The organism is Streptomyces sp. NBC_00503 (assembly GCF_036346895.1).
In the GTDB taxonomy this organism is placed as follows: Bacteria; Actinomycetota; Actinomycetes; order Streptomycetales; family Streptomycetaceae; genus Streptomyces.
Genome location: NZ_CP107855.1, coordinates 7641808 through 7657521, shown reverse-complemented (window position 1 = coordinate 7657521; position 15714 = coordinate 7641808). Strand labels below are relative to the sequence as shown.

The 15714-nt window shown below is 68.3% G+C and carries 19 protein-coding genes and 1 pseudogene; 12 read left to right on the top strand and 8 right to left on the bottom strand.

The annotated features are described in order from the left end of the window. Positions 1-6 precede the first annotated feature (6 nt). The gene (locus OG490_RS34940; protein WP_330300290.1) at positions 7-396 is read right to left on the bottom strand and encodes a hypothetical protein; all 390 of its coding nucleotides are present in this window, start codon (positions 394-396) and stop codon (positions 7-9) included. A 279-nt stretch (positions 397-675) separates the two neighbouring features. Between OG490_RS34940 and OG490_RS34935 the strand changes: the two genes are divergently transcribed. The 9 genes from OG490_RS34935 (at position 676) to OG490_RS34895 (ending at position 9044) form a co-directional block, all read left to right on the top strand. Beyond that, the gene (locus OG490_RS34935; RefSeq protein WP_330300289.1) at positions 676-1905 is read left to right on the top strand and encodes a hypothetical protein; all 1230 of its coding nucleotides are present in this window, start codon (positions 676-678) and stop codon (positions 1903-1905) included. After that, positions 1889-2659: a hypothetical protein gene (locus OG490_RS34930; protein ID WP_330301178.1), complete on the top strand. Its 771-nt coding sequence runs from the start codon at positions 1889-1891 to the stop codon at positions 2657-2659. Before OG490_RS34935 ends, OG490_RS34930 begins: the two co-directional genes overlap by 17 nt. A 90-nt stretch (positions 2660-2749) precedes the next feature. Next, positions 2750-3160 carry an NAD(+)--rifampin ADP-ribosyltransferase gene (arr, locus tag OG490_RS34925; RefSeq protein WP_330301177.1) on the top strand — a complete coding sequence of 137 codons (411 nt, stop codon included), beginning with the start codon at positions 2750-2752 and terminating at the stop codon, positions 3158-3160. Between the two features lie 121 nt (positions 3161-3281). Then, positions 3282-4043: a class I SAM-dependent methyltransferase gene (locus OG490_RS34920; RefSeq protein WP_330301176.1), complete on the top strand. Its 762-nt coding sequence runs from the start codon at positions 3282-3284 to the stop codon at positions 4041-4043. 284 nt (positions 4044-4327) lie between these two features. Then, entirely contained in the window at positions 4328-5176 is an 849-nt protein-coding gene (locus OG490_RS34915; RefSeq protein WP_443065910.1) for an ABC transporter substrate-binding protein, read from the top strand. Then, positions 5173-5973, top strand: a complete 801-nt coding sequence (locus tag OG490_RS34910; protein ID WP_330300288.1) for an amino acid ABC transporter permease — start codon at positions 5173-5175, stop codon at positions 5971-5973. Before OG490_RS34915 ends, OG490_RS34910 begins: the two co-directional genes overlap by 4 nt. A gap of 7 nt (positions 5974-5980) precedes the next feature. Continuing rightward, a complete protein-coding gene (locus OG490_RS34905) occupies positions 5981-6814 on the top strand; it encodes an amino acid ABC transporter ATP-binding protein (protein ID WP_443065909.1) in 834 nt (277 codons plus the stop codon). A gap of 278 nt (positions 6815-7092) precedes the next feature. Continuing rightward, a complete protein-coding gene (locus OG490_RS34900; RefSeq protein ID WP_330300287.1) occupies positions 7093-8199 on the top strand; it encodes a mechanosensitive ion channel family protein in 1107 nt (368 codons plus the stop codon). Between the two features lie 224 nt (positions 8200-8423). Then, on the top strand, positions 8424-9044 hold the full coding sequence (locus tag OG490_RS34895; RefSeq protein ID WP_330300286.1) for a hypothetical protein: 621 nt from the start codon (positions 8424-8426) through the stop codon (positions 9042-9044). Between the two features lie 120 nt (positions 9045-9164). Here OG490_RS34895 and OG490_RS34890 read toward each other — a convergent pair whose 3' ends face one another. After that, positions 9165-9845, bottom strand: coding sequence for a DUF4386 domain-containing protein (locus OG490_RS34890; RefSeq protein ID WP_330300285.1), 681 nt, complete (start codon positions 9843-9845; stop codon positions 9165-9167). Positions 9846-9973: 128 nt separating this feature from the next. Here OG490_RS34890 and OG490_RS34885 point away from each other — a divergent pair, with 128 nt between their 5' ends. Further along, positions 9974-10657 (top strand): TetR/AcrR family transcriptional regulator C-terminal domain-containing protein, encoded by a 684-nt coding sequence (locus OG490_RS34885; RefSeq protein ID WP_330300284.1) that lies wholly within the window; start codon positions 9974-9976, stop codon positions 10655-10657. Between the two features lie 40 nt (positions 10658-10697). Here the strand turns inward: OG490_RS34885 and OG490_RS34880 are convergent, their stop codons facing one another. From OG490_RS34880 to OG490_RS34860, 5 genes are all read right to left on the bottom strand, one after another. Beyond that, positions 10698-11084 carry a DUF6334 family protein gene (locus OG490_RS34880; protein WP_330300283.1) on the bottom strand — a complete coding sequence of 129 codons (387 nt, stop codon included), beginning with the start codon at positions 11082-11084 and terminating at the stop codon, positions 10698-10700. Between the two features lie 179 nt (positions 11085-11263). After that, positions 11264-11719, bottom strand: a complete 456-nt coding sequence (locus OG490_RS34875) for a transglycosylase SLT domain-containing protein (RefSeq protein WP_330294266.1) — start codon at positions 11717-11719, stop codon at positions 11264-11266. A 340-nt stretch (positions 11720-12059) separates the two neighbouring features. Next, entirely contained in the window at positions 12060-12305 is a 246-nt protein-coding gene (locus OG490_RS34870; protein WP_330300282.1) for a hypothetical protein, read from the bottom strand. A 118-nt stretch (positions 12306-12423) separates the two neighbouring features. Further along, the gene (locus tag OG490_RS34865) at positions 12424-12708 is read right to left on the bottom strand and encodes a hypothetical protein (protein WP_330300281.1); all 285 of its coding nucleotides are present in this window, start codon (positions 12706-12708) and stop codon (positions 12424-12426) included. Positions 12709-12907: 199 nt separating this feature from the next. After that, positions 12908-13171: a hypothetical protein gene (locus tag OG490_RS34860; RefSeq protein WP_330300280.1), complete on the bottom strand. Its 264-nt coding sequence runs from the start codon at positions 13169-13171 to the stop codon at positions 12908-12910. Between OG490_RS34860 and OG490_RS34855 the strand changes: the two genes are divergently transcribed. Together OG490_RS34855 and OG490_RS39260 are read left to right on the top strand one after the other, a co-directional pair. After that, complete coding sequence (locus tag OG490_RS34855) at positions 13170-13592, top strand: VOC family protein (RefSeq protein WP_330300279.1); 423 nt, start codon at positions 13170-13172, stop codon at positions 13590-13592. The two genes, OG490_RS34860 and OG490_RS34855, sit on opposite strands and share 2 nt — an antisense overlap. Before the next feature lie 322 nt (positions 13593-13914). Next, positions 13915-15160: pseudogene (locus OG490_RS39260) on the top strand (ATP-binding protein). Here OG490_RS39260 and OG490_RS34850 read toward each other — a convergent pair. Next, the gene (locus OG490_RS34850) at positions 15055-15696 is read right to left on the bottom strand and encodes an ATP-binding cassette domain-containing protein (protein ID WP_330300278.1); all 642 of its coding nucleotides are present in this window, start codon (positions 15694-15696) and stop codon (positions 15055-15057) included. The pseudogene OG490_RS39260 and the gene OG490_RS34850 sit on opposite strands and share 106 nt — an antisense overlap. Positions 15697-15714: the final 18 nt, after the last annotated feature.

The window sequence follows — 15714 nt, the reverse complement described above, 5'->3', positions numbered from 1 at the left end:
GGCGTACTACGGCCCCTCGTCGTAGGCCCCCGCCTCGACCTCGAGGGCGAGTTCCTGGAGGACCTCGATCGCGGAGACGTCCGTACGCCCTTGGTCGTGGGCGATCGCGAGGCTGGTGAACGCCAGGCTGAATCCGGAAACCATCGTGTGCAGGGCCGGGCCCAGGGCCTCGGCCACCAGGGCCGCCACCTGCCGCGGAGACGCGTCGGCGGGGACGCTGATCGAGGGCAGCATTTCGTTCAGGAGCGTCGTGGCCACCTGGGCCGTCGCCCCTCCGTCCGCCGAGTCGTCGTCTCCGCCGCCGGCGCCCTCCTGCCCGGTCTCGGCGGCCCGCCGGATGTCCTGGGCTTCGGTGAGGATGCCGATCACTCGCTTGAGTACCTCTGCGCGTTCCACCCGTGGAGGGTAGCCGTGCCCTCCGGCCGCGGCCAGGTGCTCCAGGAGCGTGGCACCCGGCCGCAACCCGAACGGGCGTGGGAACAGCTCGAGGGGATGGTGGTACGGCGGTTCCCGCAGAGCCCGTTGCTCGCTGTCAATCCCCCATGAGAGCATCAGAGTTCAATGGTCCGCCGCCTTTCGTCTGCGCCTCGTCACGCATGTGGAATCGAGCGCACTGTTGCCATGTCCGCGGTTTCGAGTAATCCGCCAAGATGCGCGAGGGGCAGGTACCGTTTGATGTACACAACAGAGCTGACAGAAGCCTGCATCGGGGACGCGAGCAACGCCTTGGTTGCACCTTCGACGCTGCAGGACAATGATCTGATCAGGGACTTCTTCGGTTCCATCATCACGCCAGAGAACCTTGCCTCCGGGTCGCCCCAACTTGCGCAGAAGACCGTCTACCTGTGCGGCGACATATCCAGAATCAGCGGCCACCAACTGCGTGCGGCTGCCCGGGTATTCGTCATCCGGGAGCTGTCACACGGCTACCACGAGGACGTCGACAAGACTTGGACCCTCGTCGATGCCGGCCGAGTCCCCATCCTCGTACACGGCGTCGGCGTGTACTACCGCCGCTTTTTCGGACTCGACGCCGATCATTTCGGACGGATCAGTTCGGAGCACGAGTTCCAGTCCCTGACCGAGTCCACCAAGCCCGGATCAGCCCATCGCAGCGGAATCTATCTGACGCCCGTCACGCAGGTCAGTGACGAACTGCATTTCCGCCTGCTCCGGTGCTCCACGAATCTCTCGGGGCCGACCGAGAGCTTTGGCCCGACCGACACGCACATCGTCGAGGCTCTGAACCGCGAGGCCGCCGCCGTCTTCCGGAACCAGGCACCGCTCAATCACGTCCTCGCTCAGATCTACCACAACACCCTTGCCACGGCCGAGCGCAAGCAGTCCAAGGCCAAGATCTCATCCCACGCCGACAAGACCAAAGACATGCCCGTCAACGGCATCATGGCCTTCTGCACTTTCTACGACGGGCTCGAAAAGCTGCAACCCCTGGCCGAAGGCGCCTTCGACTACGGCGTGAAGGGGGCCAGCGGGCTGACCAAACTCCACTTTCGCCTCAAGGAGCCGACCGGAGAACACGATGGGATCACACTCCCCCCACAGTTCACCGTGACCCTGTACCCCGGCTCCGTATTCTTCATGCCGCTGTCCACCAACCGCCTGTATACGCACGAAATCCGCCCGTCAACGCTGGACGCCGAGTTGCTCCCGACCCGCCTGGGATACGTGGTGCGCTGTTCGGACGCCGAAGCCGTTCACAAGAACGGCCACACGTTCCTCAAGGTGGCCGGAGATTTCGTGAAGCTGGAAACGCCCACACCAGAGGGAATGGACGAGCTGCGCAGATTGTATGCCGAGGAGAACAGGACCTCGTCCTTCATTGATTACGGCGACGAATTCCACTTCAGCATGAACACAGGAGACTACGCTGCCCCCCGAATCTAGGATCTCGGACGAGATCCTCTCGTACTCGTTGCCAACCGAGGAGAATCTCTTCGCGGAGTTGTCCGCGTCGGCTCTTTTGGAGGACGTAGGAAAAGGCCGACGAGGCGCCGTGCTCACCAAGGTCGACGAGGCGGGTGACGTACCGCTCGTACGCACTACCACCCGATACGGCAGCCCGGCACAGCGTTTCCAGGCGGTACACGAGCGGCTGGCGCAACACATTCAAGAACGCGCGGCGCTCCCGGTCGGCTTCAACAACGCACTCATCGAGAGCTACACGAACGCTTACACCACCATGGGCAGCCATTCCGACCAAGCCCTCGACCTGGCCGACGAGTCGCTTATCGCCGTCTTTTCCTGCTACCAATATCCCGAAGCAAGCCCGCCAAGGAAGCTGATCTTCGAATCAAAGGGTTCCAGTGGCGAGAAGTTCGAAATTCCCCTCGCCCACCACAGCGTCGTCGCGTTCTCTGTCGACTCGAATCGGCGACTCAGGCACAAAATCGTATTGGACGCGCCCGCCCAGCCGACGGACAACCAATGGCTGGGGGTAACATTTCGAACCTCAAAAACATTCGTCCGATTTCGCGACGGACACGCATATCTCCCACAGGACGCACACCTCACGTCGGCCGACGATGAGCAGAGGCAGGAGTTTTATCAACTACGACGCCGCGAGAACAAGGAAACGGATTTCACCTACCCCCTGCTGACGTACACCATAAGCGAGAGCGACCTGATGCCGCCTGTCTGACCTCGAGGAATTCCGGCTGGTGTGATCACGGCGTCCGAACCGTCCTGGTCGGCTCACCGTCACGACAGCTCGGTTTGATAGCCTGTGGCGATGAACAAGGTGTTGGACGAAGGACCGTTCTTCCACGGAACAAAGGCCGAGCTGCAGGTCGGGGATCATCTCACCGCCGGCTTCCGCTCCAACTACCGGCCCGAAATCGTGATGAACCACATCTACTTCACCGCGTTGCGCGACGGCGCGGGACTCGCCGCCGAGCTCGCGGCCGGCGACGGGGCCCCGCGCGTGTATGCCGTCGAACCGACCGGTGAGTTCGAGAACGATCCAAACGTCACCGACAAGAAGTTCCCCGGCAATCCCACCCGCTCCTATCGCAGCGGGGGGCCGCTCCGGATCCTCGGTGAGGTCACCGACTGGACGCGACAGACACCCGAAGCCCTCCAGATGTGGCGAGACCGGCTGGCCGCGATCCGTCTGGACGACCGGGCCGAAATCATCAACTGACGGCCTCGTACCTGGTGGGCTCCAGGGTGCGCGGTGGCGCGGCGAGGCGCGGTTTTCTCGAGGCGGCACTACCGTTGCCAAGGTGACAGGTAGCGACGCCGACCGGCGGTGGTCCGAGTCCATGCCGGCGGCCTACGAGCAGTACCTGGTGCCGGTGCTCTTCCGGCCCTTCGCCGAGGACCTGGCCGCCCGAACAGCGGCGCTCCGGCCAGGGCGGATTCTCGAACTGGCCGCGGGTACCGGTGCTTTGACATCCCTCCTGCTCTCGGCGGATCCGTCGGCCGAGGTGACGGCCACGGACCTGAACGAGGCCATGGTCGCCTTCGGGGCGTCCCGGGCCCCCGGCGCCGTATGGCGGCAGGCCGACGCACAGCGGCTGCCGTTCCCGGACGGAAGCTTCGACCTGCTGGTCTGCCAGTTCGGCGTGATGTTCTTCCCCGACCGGGTCGCGGCCTTCGCCGAGGCCCGCCGGGTGCTGGCCCCGGGCGGCCGGTTCTTGTTCAACACCTGGGGCCCGATCGGCAGGCATGCCTTCGACGCCGCGGTGCAGGCAGGGCTCGAGCGGGCCTTTCCGGTCGACCCTCCACGGTTCCTCCCCACGGTCCCGCACGGCTACGCGGACCCCGCGGTGGTGGCCGCTGACCTGGTGGCGGCCGGGTTCGGCGTCGAGGAGGAGCAGGAGCTGACGTTGGATGGCCGGGCCGCGTCGGCTGCGGACGTCGCCATCGGGTTCCTCACCGGGACGCCGGTGCGCGCGGCCGTCGAGGAGCGCGGCGACGGGCCGACCGTCCGGGCCACCGTCATCGCGGAGACGACGGCCCGTCTGGGCGCAGGGCCGGTTGTCGCCCCGATGACGGCGTACGTCTTCCTCGGCGCGGCCTGAACGCTCGACACGCCCGCGCCGGGAAAGGCGCGCGGACCTCGATGCGGACCATCCGCAGTTCGGCTGCCAGCTCGGCCATGACCAGGCGCGGGGTGTCCCGGGCGATGTCCGCGGTGGGGCGGCCGCCCGGCCTCGGTGGTCATGGCCGGATCCGTGCGGTTGCGCCAGGGGTCCCCGGGACGCATCGTCGAAGGTCCCTCAGCGGGCGCCGCCCGTGGCCTACGATCTCGGCGGACGGTCCCGTTCCGCAATCACCGCTCGCCCCGTACTCATGGAGGTCAACCGTGTCCCGGACGGCCAGAGGAAGCCGCAGTCGCATCCACCACCTCCGTATCCGCGTCGCGGCCTCAGCCGCCGCGGCGGGTGCGTTCCTCATCGCAGGATGCTCCTCGAGCGGCGGCGGCGCAGGTGAGGCCGCCGGCGGAGTGCCCGTCGTCGAGAAGGGCAAGCTGACGACCTGCACCCACCTGCCGTACCCGCCGTTCCAGTTCGAGAAGGACGGCAAGGTCGTCGGTTTCGACGTGTCCCTGGTCGACCTGGTGGCGAGCCGGCTCAAGGTCGAGCAGAAGATCCTCGACACGCCCTTCGAGAACTTCAAGACCGGAGCCTTCCTGAACTCCGGCGAGTGCGACCTCGCGGCGGCCGGTATGACGATCACCGACGAGCGCAAGAAGAACGTCGACTTCTCCGTGCCCTACTTCGACGCGACTCAGGCACTGCTCGTGACCAAGAAGAGCGGCGTCACCTCGCTGGCCGATCTCAAGGCGAAGTCGAAGAAGCTGGGGGCGCAGGCCGAGACCACCGGCGAGAGCTACGCCAAGGGCCAGGGATTCGACCCCGTCGCCTTCGAGAGCTCGGACGCGGTGATCAACGGACTGCGCACCGGTCAGGTCGACGCCGTCGTCATCGACTACCCGGTCGTCCAGGGCTGGCTCAAGGACCCGAAGAACGCGGCCGAGTTCACCCTCGCGCAGAACATCGACACCGGCGAGCAGTACGGCTTCTCGGTGAAGAAGGGCAACACGGCCCTCGTGGCCGCGATCGACAAGGCGATCACGGACGCCAAGGCCGACGGTACCTACAAGAAGATCTACGAGCAGTGGATCGGCCCGCTGCCCCAGGCCGCGCCGTGACCTCTCGGCTGACCCGCCGTCAGCGCCGCCGCGTCTCGCAGGGCGTGCAGTACGCGCTCTTCGCTGCCGTGCTGGTGCTGATCGGCGTGAAGGCCGACTGGGGCCGGCTGCAGAACCAGTTCGCACAGAAGGACCTGGCGCTGCGGCTCTTCCCGGAGATCATCACCACGGCCCTGCGCAACACGGTGGTCTACACCCTGTCGGGGTTCCTCCTCGGCCTGGTCCTCGGCCTGGTCATCGCCATGATGCGGCTGTCCTCGGTGGCCCCCTACCGGTGGGTCGCCGGCGTCTACATCGAACTGTTCCGAGGCCTCCCGGCCCTGCTGATCTTCATTTTCGTCGGCGTGGCGGTGCCCCTGGCGTTCCCCGGTACGGCGATCCCCGGAGGCACGTACGGCAAGGTCGCACTCGGCCTCGGCCTGGTGGCCGCCGCCTACATGGCGGAAACGATTCGGGCCGGCATCCAGGCGGTCCCCAAGGGGCAGCTGGAGGCGGCCCGCTCACTGGGCTTCTCGCACGGCCGCGCCATGGTCTCGATCATCATTCCGCAGGCCTTCCGCATCGTCATCCCGCCGCTCACCAACGAACTGGTCCTGCTCTTCAAGGACTCCTCGCTCGTGCTGTTCCTCGGAGTGACGCTGCAGGAGCGGGAGTTGACCAAGTTCGGACGGGACCTCGCCAGCCAGAGCGCCAACTCCACCCCGATCCTGGTCGCGGGCCTGTGCTACCTCCTGGTGACCGTACCGCTGAGCTTCGTGGTGCGCCGGCTGGAAGCCCGCGCGGCCAAGGCCACGTGAGGACGAGATGCCACAGGAGACGGAAGCGGTGGACGCGATGACCACGGACGGCCCGGAGATCGAGATCCGCGGACTGCACAAGTCCTTCGGCGACAACCACGTCCTGCGCGGCATCGACTTGGAGATCGCGCGGGGCGAGGTGGTGTGTGTCATCGGGCCGTCCGGCTCGGGCAAATCGACGCTGCTGCGCTGTGTGAACCTGCTGGAGGAGCCCAGCGAGGGCCGGGTCTTCGTCGGAGGCACGGAGGTCACCGACGTGGACGTGGACATCGATGCCGTACGCCGCCGCATCGGCATGGTCTTCCAGCAGTTCAACCTCTTCCCCCACGTGAATGTCACGGAGAACCTCACCCTGCCCCAGCGCCGGGTCCTGCGCCGGGACAAGATCGGGGCCGCGGCCGTGGCCCGCGAGAACCTCGCGCGCGTGGGCCTGTCCGACAAGGCCGAGGCCTTCCCCGCCCAGCTGTCCGGCGGCCAGCAGCAGCGGGTGGCGATCGCCAGGGCCCTGTCCATGGGACCGGAGGTGATGCTCTTCGACGAGCCGACCTCGGCGCTCGATCCCGAACTCGTCGGCGAGGTGCTGGCGGTGATGCGGGTCCTGGCGAGCGAGGGCATGACGATGATGGTCGTCACCCACGAGATGAGCTTCGCCCGCGAGGTCGCGGACCGGGTCGTGTTCATGGACGGCGGTGTGATCGTCGAGCAGGGTCCGGCGGCGCAGGTGATCGGGCATCCCCGGCAGGAGCGGACCAGGAGCTTCCTCGACCGCATCCTGGACCCCGCGGCGGCCGAGCCGCCCCGGGCCGAGGGCGAGGGCCCGCGGCCGGGCGAGGACGCCTGAGTCCTGTCGGACCCCGGCGCGACCCCCGCTCCGTGCGCCAGGACGCCAGGACGGCGGGACGGCGGGACACCACGACGGCAGGACGGCAAACCCGGCCCACCTGCGGCGCCGCCGTGCCGATGGGGCAGGATGGCAACCCGTTCCGGATGCGTACGCATGTCCGAACGCGGCTTCCCGCACGACGAACTGACAGGTGACAAGGTGACGACACCCCTCATACGGCGGGCGGCAGCTCCCGCCGCCGCTTCCCCGGTCCGGCCAGGGGCGGAGGTCGTCCGTTGACCCGGGACCTCGTCCTGCACGACTGGCTGGTCGCCGGCATCGCACTCGCCGCGGGCGCCTTGGCCGGACTGCTCCTGCGCGCCCTCGTACGGTGGCTGGGCAAACACGCCCTGCGGACGCGCTGGAGCGGGGACGACATCATCGTCGACGCGCTGCGCACCTTCGCGCCAGGGGCGGCCGTCATCGGGGGCGCCGCCGTGGCCGCCTCGGCCCTGCCCCTCAGTACGCGAACCTCCGGCTGGGTGACCCATTCGCTGACCGCCCTGCTGATCCTCATGGCCACGCTCGGCGCGGCCCGGGTCGTCGCAGGTCTCGTCCAGTCCCTGGCCCATGCGCGGACCGGCGTGGCCGGATCGGCCACCATCTTCGTCAACATCACGCGGGTCGTGGTCCTCGCGATGGGCATGCTCGTCGCACTCGAAACCGTGGGCGTGTCCATCGCACCCCTGCTCACCGCCCTCGGGGTGGGCGGCCTGGCGGTCGCGCTGGCCCTGCAGGACACCCTCGCCAACCTCTTCGCCGGCGTCCACATCCTCGCCTCGAAGACGGTGCAGCCCGGTGACTACATCCGCCTCACGAGCGGCGAGGAGGGCTACGTCGTCGACATCAACTGGCGCAACACCGTGGTCCGCAACCTGTCGAACAACCTCGTGATCATCCCCAACGGGCGGCTCGCGCGCACGAACATGACCAACTTCACCCAGCCCGAGCAGCAGTTGTCGATCCTCGTCCAGGTGGGAGTGGGCTACGAAAGCGACTTGGAGCACGTCGAGCGGGTGACCCTCGAGGTGGTCGACGGGGTGATGGCCGACATCAACGGCGCGGTCCCCGACCACGAAGGGGCCGTCCGCTTCCACACGTTCGCGGACTCCAGGATCGACTTCACGGTGATCCTGGGCGTCGGCGAGTTCAGCGACCAGTACCGGATCAAACACGAGTTCATCAAGCGGCTGCACCGACGGTTCCGGGAAGAGGGCATCTCGATCCCCGCTCCCACGCGCACCGTCACGCTCCACCAGGACGACCCCCGGCCCGCACCGCCGGCGCCGTTCCCGCACCAGCGCGAGGCGCCGGCCTCGGCACTAGCGGACAACGGGCGTTAGCGGGCCCCGATCCAGCAGGGCGCTCGGGAGTCGATCGGCCGTTCGGTCGCTTCCGTTGCCTTCCCTGGCGCGCATGACGCAAAGCGTCGACACTGGCCCATATGGTCACGGTGAGCGACAATTTGCCCGCGCTATGGCGTGAGGGGAGCGTGACGTCATGCCCATGCTGTTGATCAAGGGTGCGTACGAGATCGTGGGGACCTCGCCGGACGGGGCTGGACTGGGTGGGGTTCACCGACGTCCAGTGGGGCGCCGACGGGAGGGTGGCCTCCACGGTCCCGGCGAGCGTGCCCGGCTTCGTCCTGACCCGGGGAGCGGACCCGGACAACCGCTGCATCGCCTTCGCCTGTCTCGGCGCCCACCCCGCGGCCAGCGGCACACACGTGAACGTCGACGCCGCGCTCCTGCAGAGCACTCTCAACTACCACCAGATCAGCAGCGGGTTCACCTATCCCCTGTACTACCAGACGCTCTTCCACGACCTACGGGACGCGCTGACGGCCGCGGTCCTGCAGGCGAAGGCGGCACCGGCCAAGGGCGTGTGGGCCGTGGACCAGACCCTGAACGGTGCCACGGTCACCGCGATGAGCTCGATCACCGACACGGGGCCGACGGCCGGCGGGGCGGTCCTGTACCCCAAGCTGTTCCGTCGGCTGGTGGAATACCTCAACCTCGGCAGCGCGAACCTGGCCGGCTTCCCCGCCTTCCTCAGCCAGAAGGCCGACAAGTTCATGGTCCTGTCCACCGGGCAGTTCACCACCGGCCTCGACGCGGTGGTCGACGTCGCCGGCACCACCGTGAGGATGACCCGGCCGCCCGAGGACCTGGTCTTCCAAGAGGCCTGAGAAGCAGCCGACCGGACCTCGTGACCAGCTCCGCCGACAGCGGCGCCTCGGACAGCGGCGCCTCGGCCACGCTCCCGAGGCAGGCTCCCGAAGGCACGCCCCCGAATCTCACCACCGCCGTCAGGCCTCTCCGTCCGCCCGGGACACGGCGCCCGAGCCGGGCCCGAACCCCTTGACGATCAGCCACCCGGCCAGCGTCAGCTCCCAAGCGAATACGGGGAGCGCGGCGACCGAACCCGCGACGGAGAGCTGCGCGTAGGCCCCGAACATCACGGCGACCGCCGAGACGCAGATGAGCGGCCCGCCGACCAGCCCGAGCACGGCGATGAAGCGCGGCACGAGCCGTGCGCGGTACGCCAGGTACGCGAGCACCACGGTGTTCAGGCCGAGGGCGATGTTGGGCCCGAGCAGGAACGTCCAGTCGTGCACGGCCACCAGCGCGGCGTCGGCGCCGTCCGCCGCCCCCGTGTCCCGCCGCAGGGTGACGAGCGCCAGGACGGAGACGATCCCGAGGGCGATGACGGCCGCCTCCAGTAGCCGCCCGAAGGCGTACCCGAGCGCGAGCCCCTCGCCGTGGCGCCGCAGGACGGGGAACAGCGCCGCCCCGGTACCGGCCACCGCCACCACCAGCACCACCTCGCAGACCACCCCGAGCAGCGCCTTCGTGTCGGCGCCCTGCGCGAGCCGCCCGTCCGCCGCGCCCAGCAGGGGGCGGTACAGAACCGCCCCGGCAATCGCGGCGACCTCGGTCAGCAGGAACAGCGACCCGGCGGCCACCGCGGTTCTCCGGTCCGGACTCATCTTCTCGACACCCCTCGCTCGATCGTGGTGTACGCCGTACACCTGGCGGCAACCATAGGTGTACGCCGTACACTCGTCAAGGAGAGGACGCTGAGGATGCTGTCGATGAGGGAAGGGGCCGAACCGGAATGACCCGGCAGGAAGCCACGCACGCACAACGGATCCCCCTGAACAGGGACCGCGTCCTGCACGCCGCCGTCACGCTCGCCGACGCCATCGGCATCGACGCGCTCAGCATGCGCAGGCTCGCGCAGGAACTGGGCGTCGTACCGATGGCCCTCTACAAGCACGTGGCCAACAAGGAGGAGCTCCTCGACGGCATGGCCGACGCCGTCGTCGGCGAGATCGACCCGCCGGCCGCCGGGTCCGACTGGCAGCGCGTGGTCCGCGGGCGGATCCTGTCGGCCCGGCGGGTCCTGCTGCGCCACCCCTGGGCGACCCGGGTCATCGAGTCACGGACCGGACCCACTCCGGCCGTGCTGGCTTACCTGGACTCGATGGCCGGGAGCTTCCGGGAGGGCGGCCTCTCCGCCGACCTCACGCACCACGTCATGCACGCGATGGGCAGCCGCCTGCTCGGCTACAGCCAGGAACTGTTCGACACCTCCGGTCCCCCCGGCCCGCCGGACCCCGGGATGGCGGCGCGCTACCCGCACATCGCGGAACTGGCCGCGACGGCCGCACACGACGGGGGCTCCGCGGTCGGCGGCGGCTGCGACGACCAGTTCGAGTTCGAATTCGCCCTGGACCTCCTCCTGGACGGCTTCGAAGGCCTCCGCCGCCAGGGCTGGACGTCCGCTCGGAAGACGTAGGCGGGGCGGGGGGCGGCCTCGGAGGAAGGTCGAGCCCGAATCAGACGATGTGCCAGCCGGAAGCCACCGCGATGAGCTGGATTCGGCACACTTCCCTTCCCTCTCGGGAAAAGGCGAACTGAATCCCGTCTTCGTAGCCCTGCTGGTTCTCCAGAGTCCAGATCCACCGCGCCGACGCGCCCAGCGCGCGAGTCCACGGCGACCCCTCGGGCGCCTCCCCGACGCGCATGCCTTCCAGCGGGAGCCCGTCGGAGCTGGAGATGCGGATCGTGTCGTCGTCGGCGTTCACCGCCAGCACCCAGGACCCGCCCTCGAAGTCCAGGACCACGGCAGGAACCATTGTCGGCGCGTCCGGGAAGCTGCCGTATCTCACACCCAGCAGGCGTCCGGCGTCGTAGCACATCGCCCGACGCTCTTCTTGGAACATGCCCGCCCCTTTCCGAATCCGACACGCTCGCGCTATCTCCGCATGCGCGGCTGATCATTCGAACACGATGGACACGGCACGGGGAGGGCGCGGAGCGGGAAATTCCTCACGCAAACGCAAAGACGCCCGGCCGGGAAGTCCGGGCCGAGCGTGCTGCTGTGTCTGGTGCCGCTGGTGGCTTAGTACCAGTGGTGGTTCTGCCAGAAGCTCCAGGCGCCGACGGGGCTGCCGTAGCGGGAGTTCATGTAGTCCAGGCCCCACTTGATCTGGGTGGCCGGGTTGGTCTTCCAGTCCGAGCCCGCCGAGGCCATCTTCGAGGCCGGCAGGGCCTGGACCAGGCCGTACGCACCGGAAGAGGAGTTCGTGGCGGTGTGGTCCCAGCCGCTCTCGCGGGAAACGATGTTGTTGAACGCAGCGAACTGGGCCGGGTCCTTGATCATCTGCTGGGCGATCGCCTTGGCGCTCATCGGGGCGGCCTGCGCGGGAACCGCGGCCAGCATGGAACCGGCGACGCCCAGGGCGAGGACGGTACCCGCGAGGGTCTTCTTCGAAGCGGCGATGCGGCGGATGACGGCGTTGGACACGGATTGACCTTCCGAAGGGGACAGGGACGGTCGCAGGCATGCCGAAGACATGCGTGAGCCACTCACGCAAAGGAGAGGGGTTCGTCGGGGGGAGCGGGAGACCGGGGGTGAACCCGGGGGATCTCCGTCCGCCCTGCGACTCATCCAGTTCTACGGGGGTTCCCGGGCCCTGGCAACGACCCCTCTTACTAGTGGTCCTCGCAGCCGGGGCGCAACGGCCCCCCTCCGACCGGGCAGGCATCAGAGCAGGTGAGAGCAGGTATGAAGGGGTGCGTAGGGGACGTTTAAGGACTACTATCCCGGCTCGTATGTGACCTAGGTCCTGTGGGGCGGGTCACCGCCCCAGGCCCCGGATCTCACCCAGCGTGCCCACCCGTACCCAGCCCAGTTCTCAACCGAGGTAGTTGATCTGCAGGACGGTGATCGTTTTGAGCGCGTGTCCGATGAGGACGACGGCGAAACACTGCTCGGTGATGATCATCCGCACGATGTCGTCGCCTTCGCCGTACGCCTCGGTGGCGCCGAGGGGGTCCTGGCAGGCATCGGCAAGGGCCAGAGTGAGGGCCTCGCTGGCCGGCCCTGGCATGGCTTCGTGGACGGCCTCGGCCGCCGGGTCGTACTTGAGGCGATGGGTCACGTCTGCTTCCCATGTCTGAGCACCGGTTTCAGGGGCACAGGCCACCGGACGGCGGGCAGCGATCTTTGCGCGACTCAGCGTAGCGATCCGCGCGGGAGGTAAGGGCCGCTTCGGGAATTCAGGCAGCGCCGCGGGTCCGGAGCCGCGCGGCGTCCCCTTGGACCCGGTCCGTTACGTCGATCCATGCGGCCGTGGGGTCCTCGCCGCGCTCTTGGGCTGCGGCAATGTCCCGGCCTCGCTGGATGGCGGCGACCGTGTCCTTGGCGACGCGCTCCCAGCGTGCGAATACGGCGAGGAGTTCGTGGGCGGGCGCCCGGTTGATCTCACCGAGGAAGCGCTGGGCGAGTGCGGGGTTGCCGAGTACGCCGCAGATCCGCTCGATGGTCCACGGGGTCTCGCTCACGACGGCCTCCACGGCGGAATCACGACTGGTGATTTCCACCGTAGCGGAGATTCGTTAGCTGACTATCGTTTCCGTCTTGTCGCACCAGGTCGTATCCGGCGTACCGGTGCGGCCTGGTCCCGGCTCTTGCGGTGCGGCCAGCGCTTCGCGGTACCGGTCCGGATTACGGGCCGCTGCTCCCCCGCGAAGGACCTTGCTGCTACCCGAGCTTGGCAGCGGCCTTCTCGTAGTCGGCTGCCTGTGCCGGCGTGAGGAGGTGGGTGACGTCGTTCTCGGCGGTGACGGTCCCACCGAGCTTGGCGCTGGGTACCGCGGCACCGATGGTGCCGAAGGCGCTGGCGGCGTCGGCCGCCGCCTTGCTCGGCGCTGGAGCGGCAGCGGAGCCGCTCGTGGGGGTCGACCCACCGGGAGTGGCCTTGGTGGTATCGCGATCGAGCCGAGACTGGGATAGAAGGGTGGCCATGGAACTCACCCAGATACGCCTGTTGGTGTCCGACTTCCCTGCCGTCTACCGCTTCTACCGGGACGTGCTCGGGCTCAAGCCGCAGTTCGAGGCCGAGGACGGCCCGTACGCCAAGCTCAGCCCCGACACCGGACACGCCGCGATCGCGCTGCAGGACCGGGCGCATATGGCCGACGTGCTGGGGCAGTTGGGGGCGGAGCCGGAGGGATACCGCGCGCTGGTGGTTCTGCGGGTGGACGACCTGGACGCCGCCCACGCTGAACTCGCCGCGCGCGGAGCTGAGTTCACCCGTGACCCGGGCCCGATGGGCGATCGGATACGGGTCGCCTACCTGGAGGACCCGGAAGGAAATCTGATCGAGCTCCAGGAGTGGCTGGCGCTGCGCGAGCAGGCTGACAGCGGGCCGGCGTCAGAGGCCTGACGTCGATGTCGACCAGGTCGTCCTCCTGGCCGAGCCAATGGTCATGTGACTGCGGCCACCGGACTCGGTTGGGCACCCACCGGGGCGGACACGTCGCACCCCGCCAGAAATTCCCCGGAAAGGCCCCTCGGCCCCAGCCGAGAACGCCCCTCGCGCGCCTTCGGCGGGGCCTTCACGCCGCTGCGCTCCCGGTGGGGCCCCTCCCTGGACGGCGGCTTCGGCAAAGCCCTTGAGGCGGCCGCCTGAGGTCTCATCACATGCGACCTGACCTGCGGTTTCGCCGCCAAATACCTAGGATGAGCACAGGCGCACGACGGCCTGGATGCAGCGTCGGCTGCTTCGGCCACGTCCGTTCACCACCATGCTCAGGACGGCCCAGGGAGGGTGCTTCATGACCGAGTCCGGCAACCCCAGTCAGCCCCCGAAGGTGCACGAGTACACCAGCAGCCACATCCAGGTAATCGAGGGCCTCGAGGCAGTACGCAGGCGCCCCGGCATGTACATAGGCTCGACCGGCGAGCGCGGCCTGCATCAAATGGTGTACGAGGTCGTCTCGTACGCCGTCGATGAGCACCTCGCCGGCCACGCCGACGCCATCGACGTCACGATCACCCCGGACGGCGGCATTTGCATCGCCGACAACGGGCGGGGCCTGCCCGTCGAGGCAGAGCAGCCCGGCGGCAAGTCGGCCCTCGAACGCGAACTGACGGAGCTGTCATCAGGCTCCAAGCCCCGTACCGGCTACTGGGTGTCCGGCGGCCTCGGCAGCCTGGGCCTGTCCGTGGTCAACGCGCTGTCGAGCCGTCTCACGGTCGAGGTCCGCCGAGACGGCCACCGTTGGACCCAGGACTACGAGAAGGGCGCCCCGATCACTCCCTTGACCAAAAGGGAGGAGACGAGCGAACACGGCACCGCGATTGCGTTCTTGCCCGACGCCGACATCTTCGAGACCACCCGCTACTCGTTCGCCACGCTGTCGGAACGCTTCCAGGAACTGGCCTTCCTCAATGGGGGCCTGGCCTTCTCATTCACCGACGAGCGTCCCGAACGGCCGGTCCGCCACCACCACGCGGACGGTCTTCTGGCCTACGTCGCCCATCTCAACCCCTACCCCCCGAGCCTCGTCCACTCCCCCGCCATCGGCTTCGAGTCGGAGAATCAAGACGAGACGTTGTTCGTTCAAGTCGCCATGCAGTGGAACACCTGGCCCCAAGGAGAGTTCCGCTCCTTCGCGAACAGCACCCGCACTCATGAGGGCGGCGCCCACGAACAGGGCTTCCGTACCGCACTCACGGACGTCGTCAACGACTACGCGCCAGCAACGGCATCTGTCCGCGAGCGACGAGGACATCACGGCCGAAGCCGTCCAGGAGGGCCTGAGCGCGGTCTTCTCCGTAAAGCTCGCCCGTCCCGTTTTCGACGGCGCCACCAGAACCAAGCTCGGCAATCCCGAAGCAGGCGCCTACGTCCAAGAGGTCGTACGCCAACACCTCACCGACTGGCTGGAACGCAACCCGAGCGAGGGCGCGGCCATCGTCCGCCGCATCCTCAACTCCTCTACTGGATAAGGGAGAAGCAGCGCGGGCTTTGGGCCAGGGGCCGGCCGGTCGGCGGCCACCGGCCCTTCCGCATGCCAGGCGAGGGTGACGAGGTCGGCGTAGTTGGGGTTCCAGTGGTCCTCGGCGGCTTCCGGGAGGAGCAGGACGCGCTGCGGGTGCAGGGACTCGGCGGAGTACCCGCCGCGCGCCTGGAAGCGGGATTCGCCGCGGGCGTAGGCGTTCATGGCCTTCTCCAGCGCCGACGCGGTGGTGTCGGGCACCGCCATCGCCGCCTCGGCGGTGCGCAGGTCGTGCAGGGCGCGGTCGAGGTGCCGGGCGTTCAGGATGCGCTCGATCGCGGTGATGCCGGGTTCCTCGGCCCCGGGATCCTGCGGCAGGTGGCCGACGGACCCGGTGCGGGTGAGGGTGCCGCCGGCGGGCGATGCCTCAGCGGCGAGCATCCTCGTCAGGGTGGTCTTGCCCGCGCCGTTGCGGCCGACCAGGCCGATCCGGTCGCCGGGCGAGATGGTGAAGGAGGTGTTGGTGAGCAGAAGGCGGGCGCCCACGCGCACCGTACGGCTCGG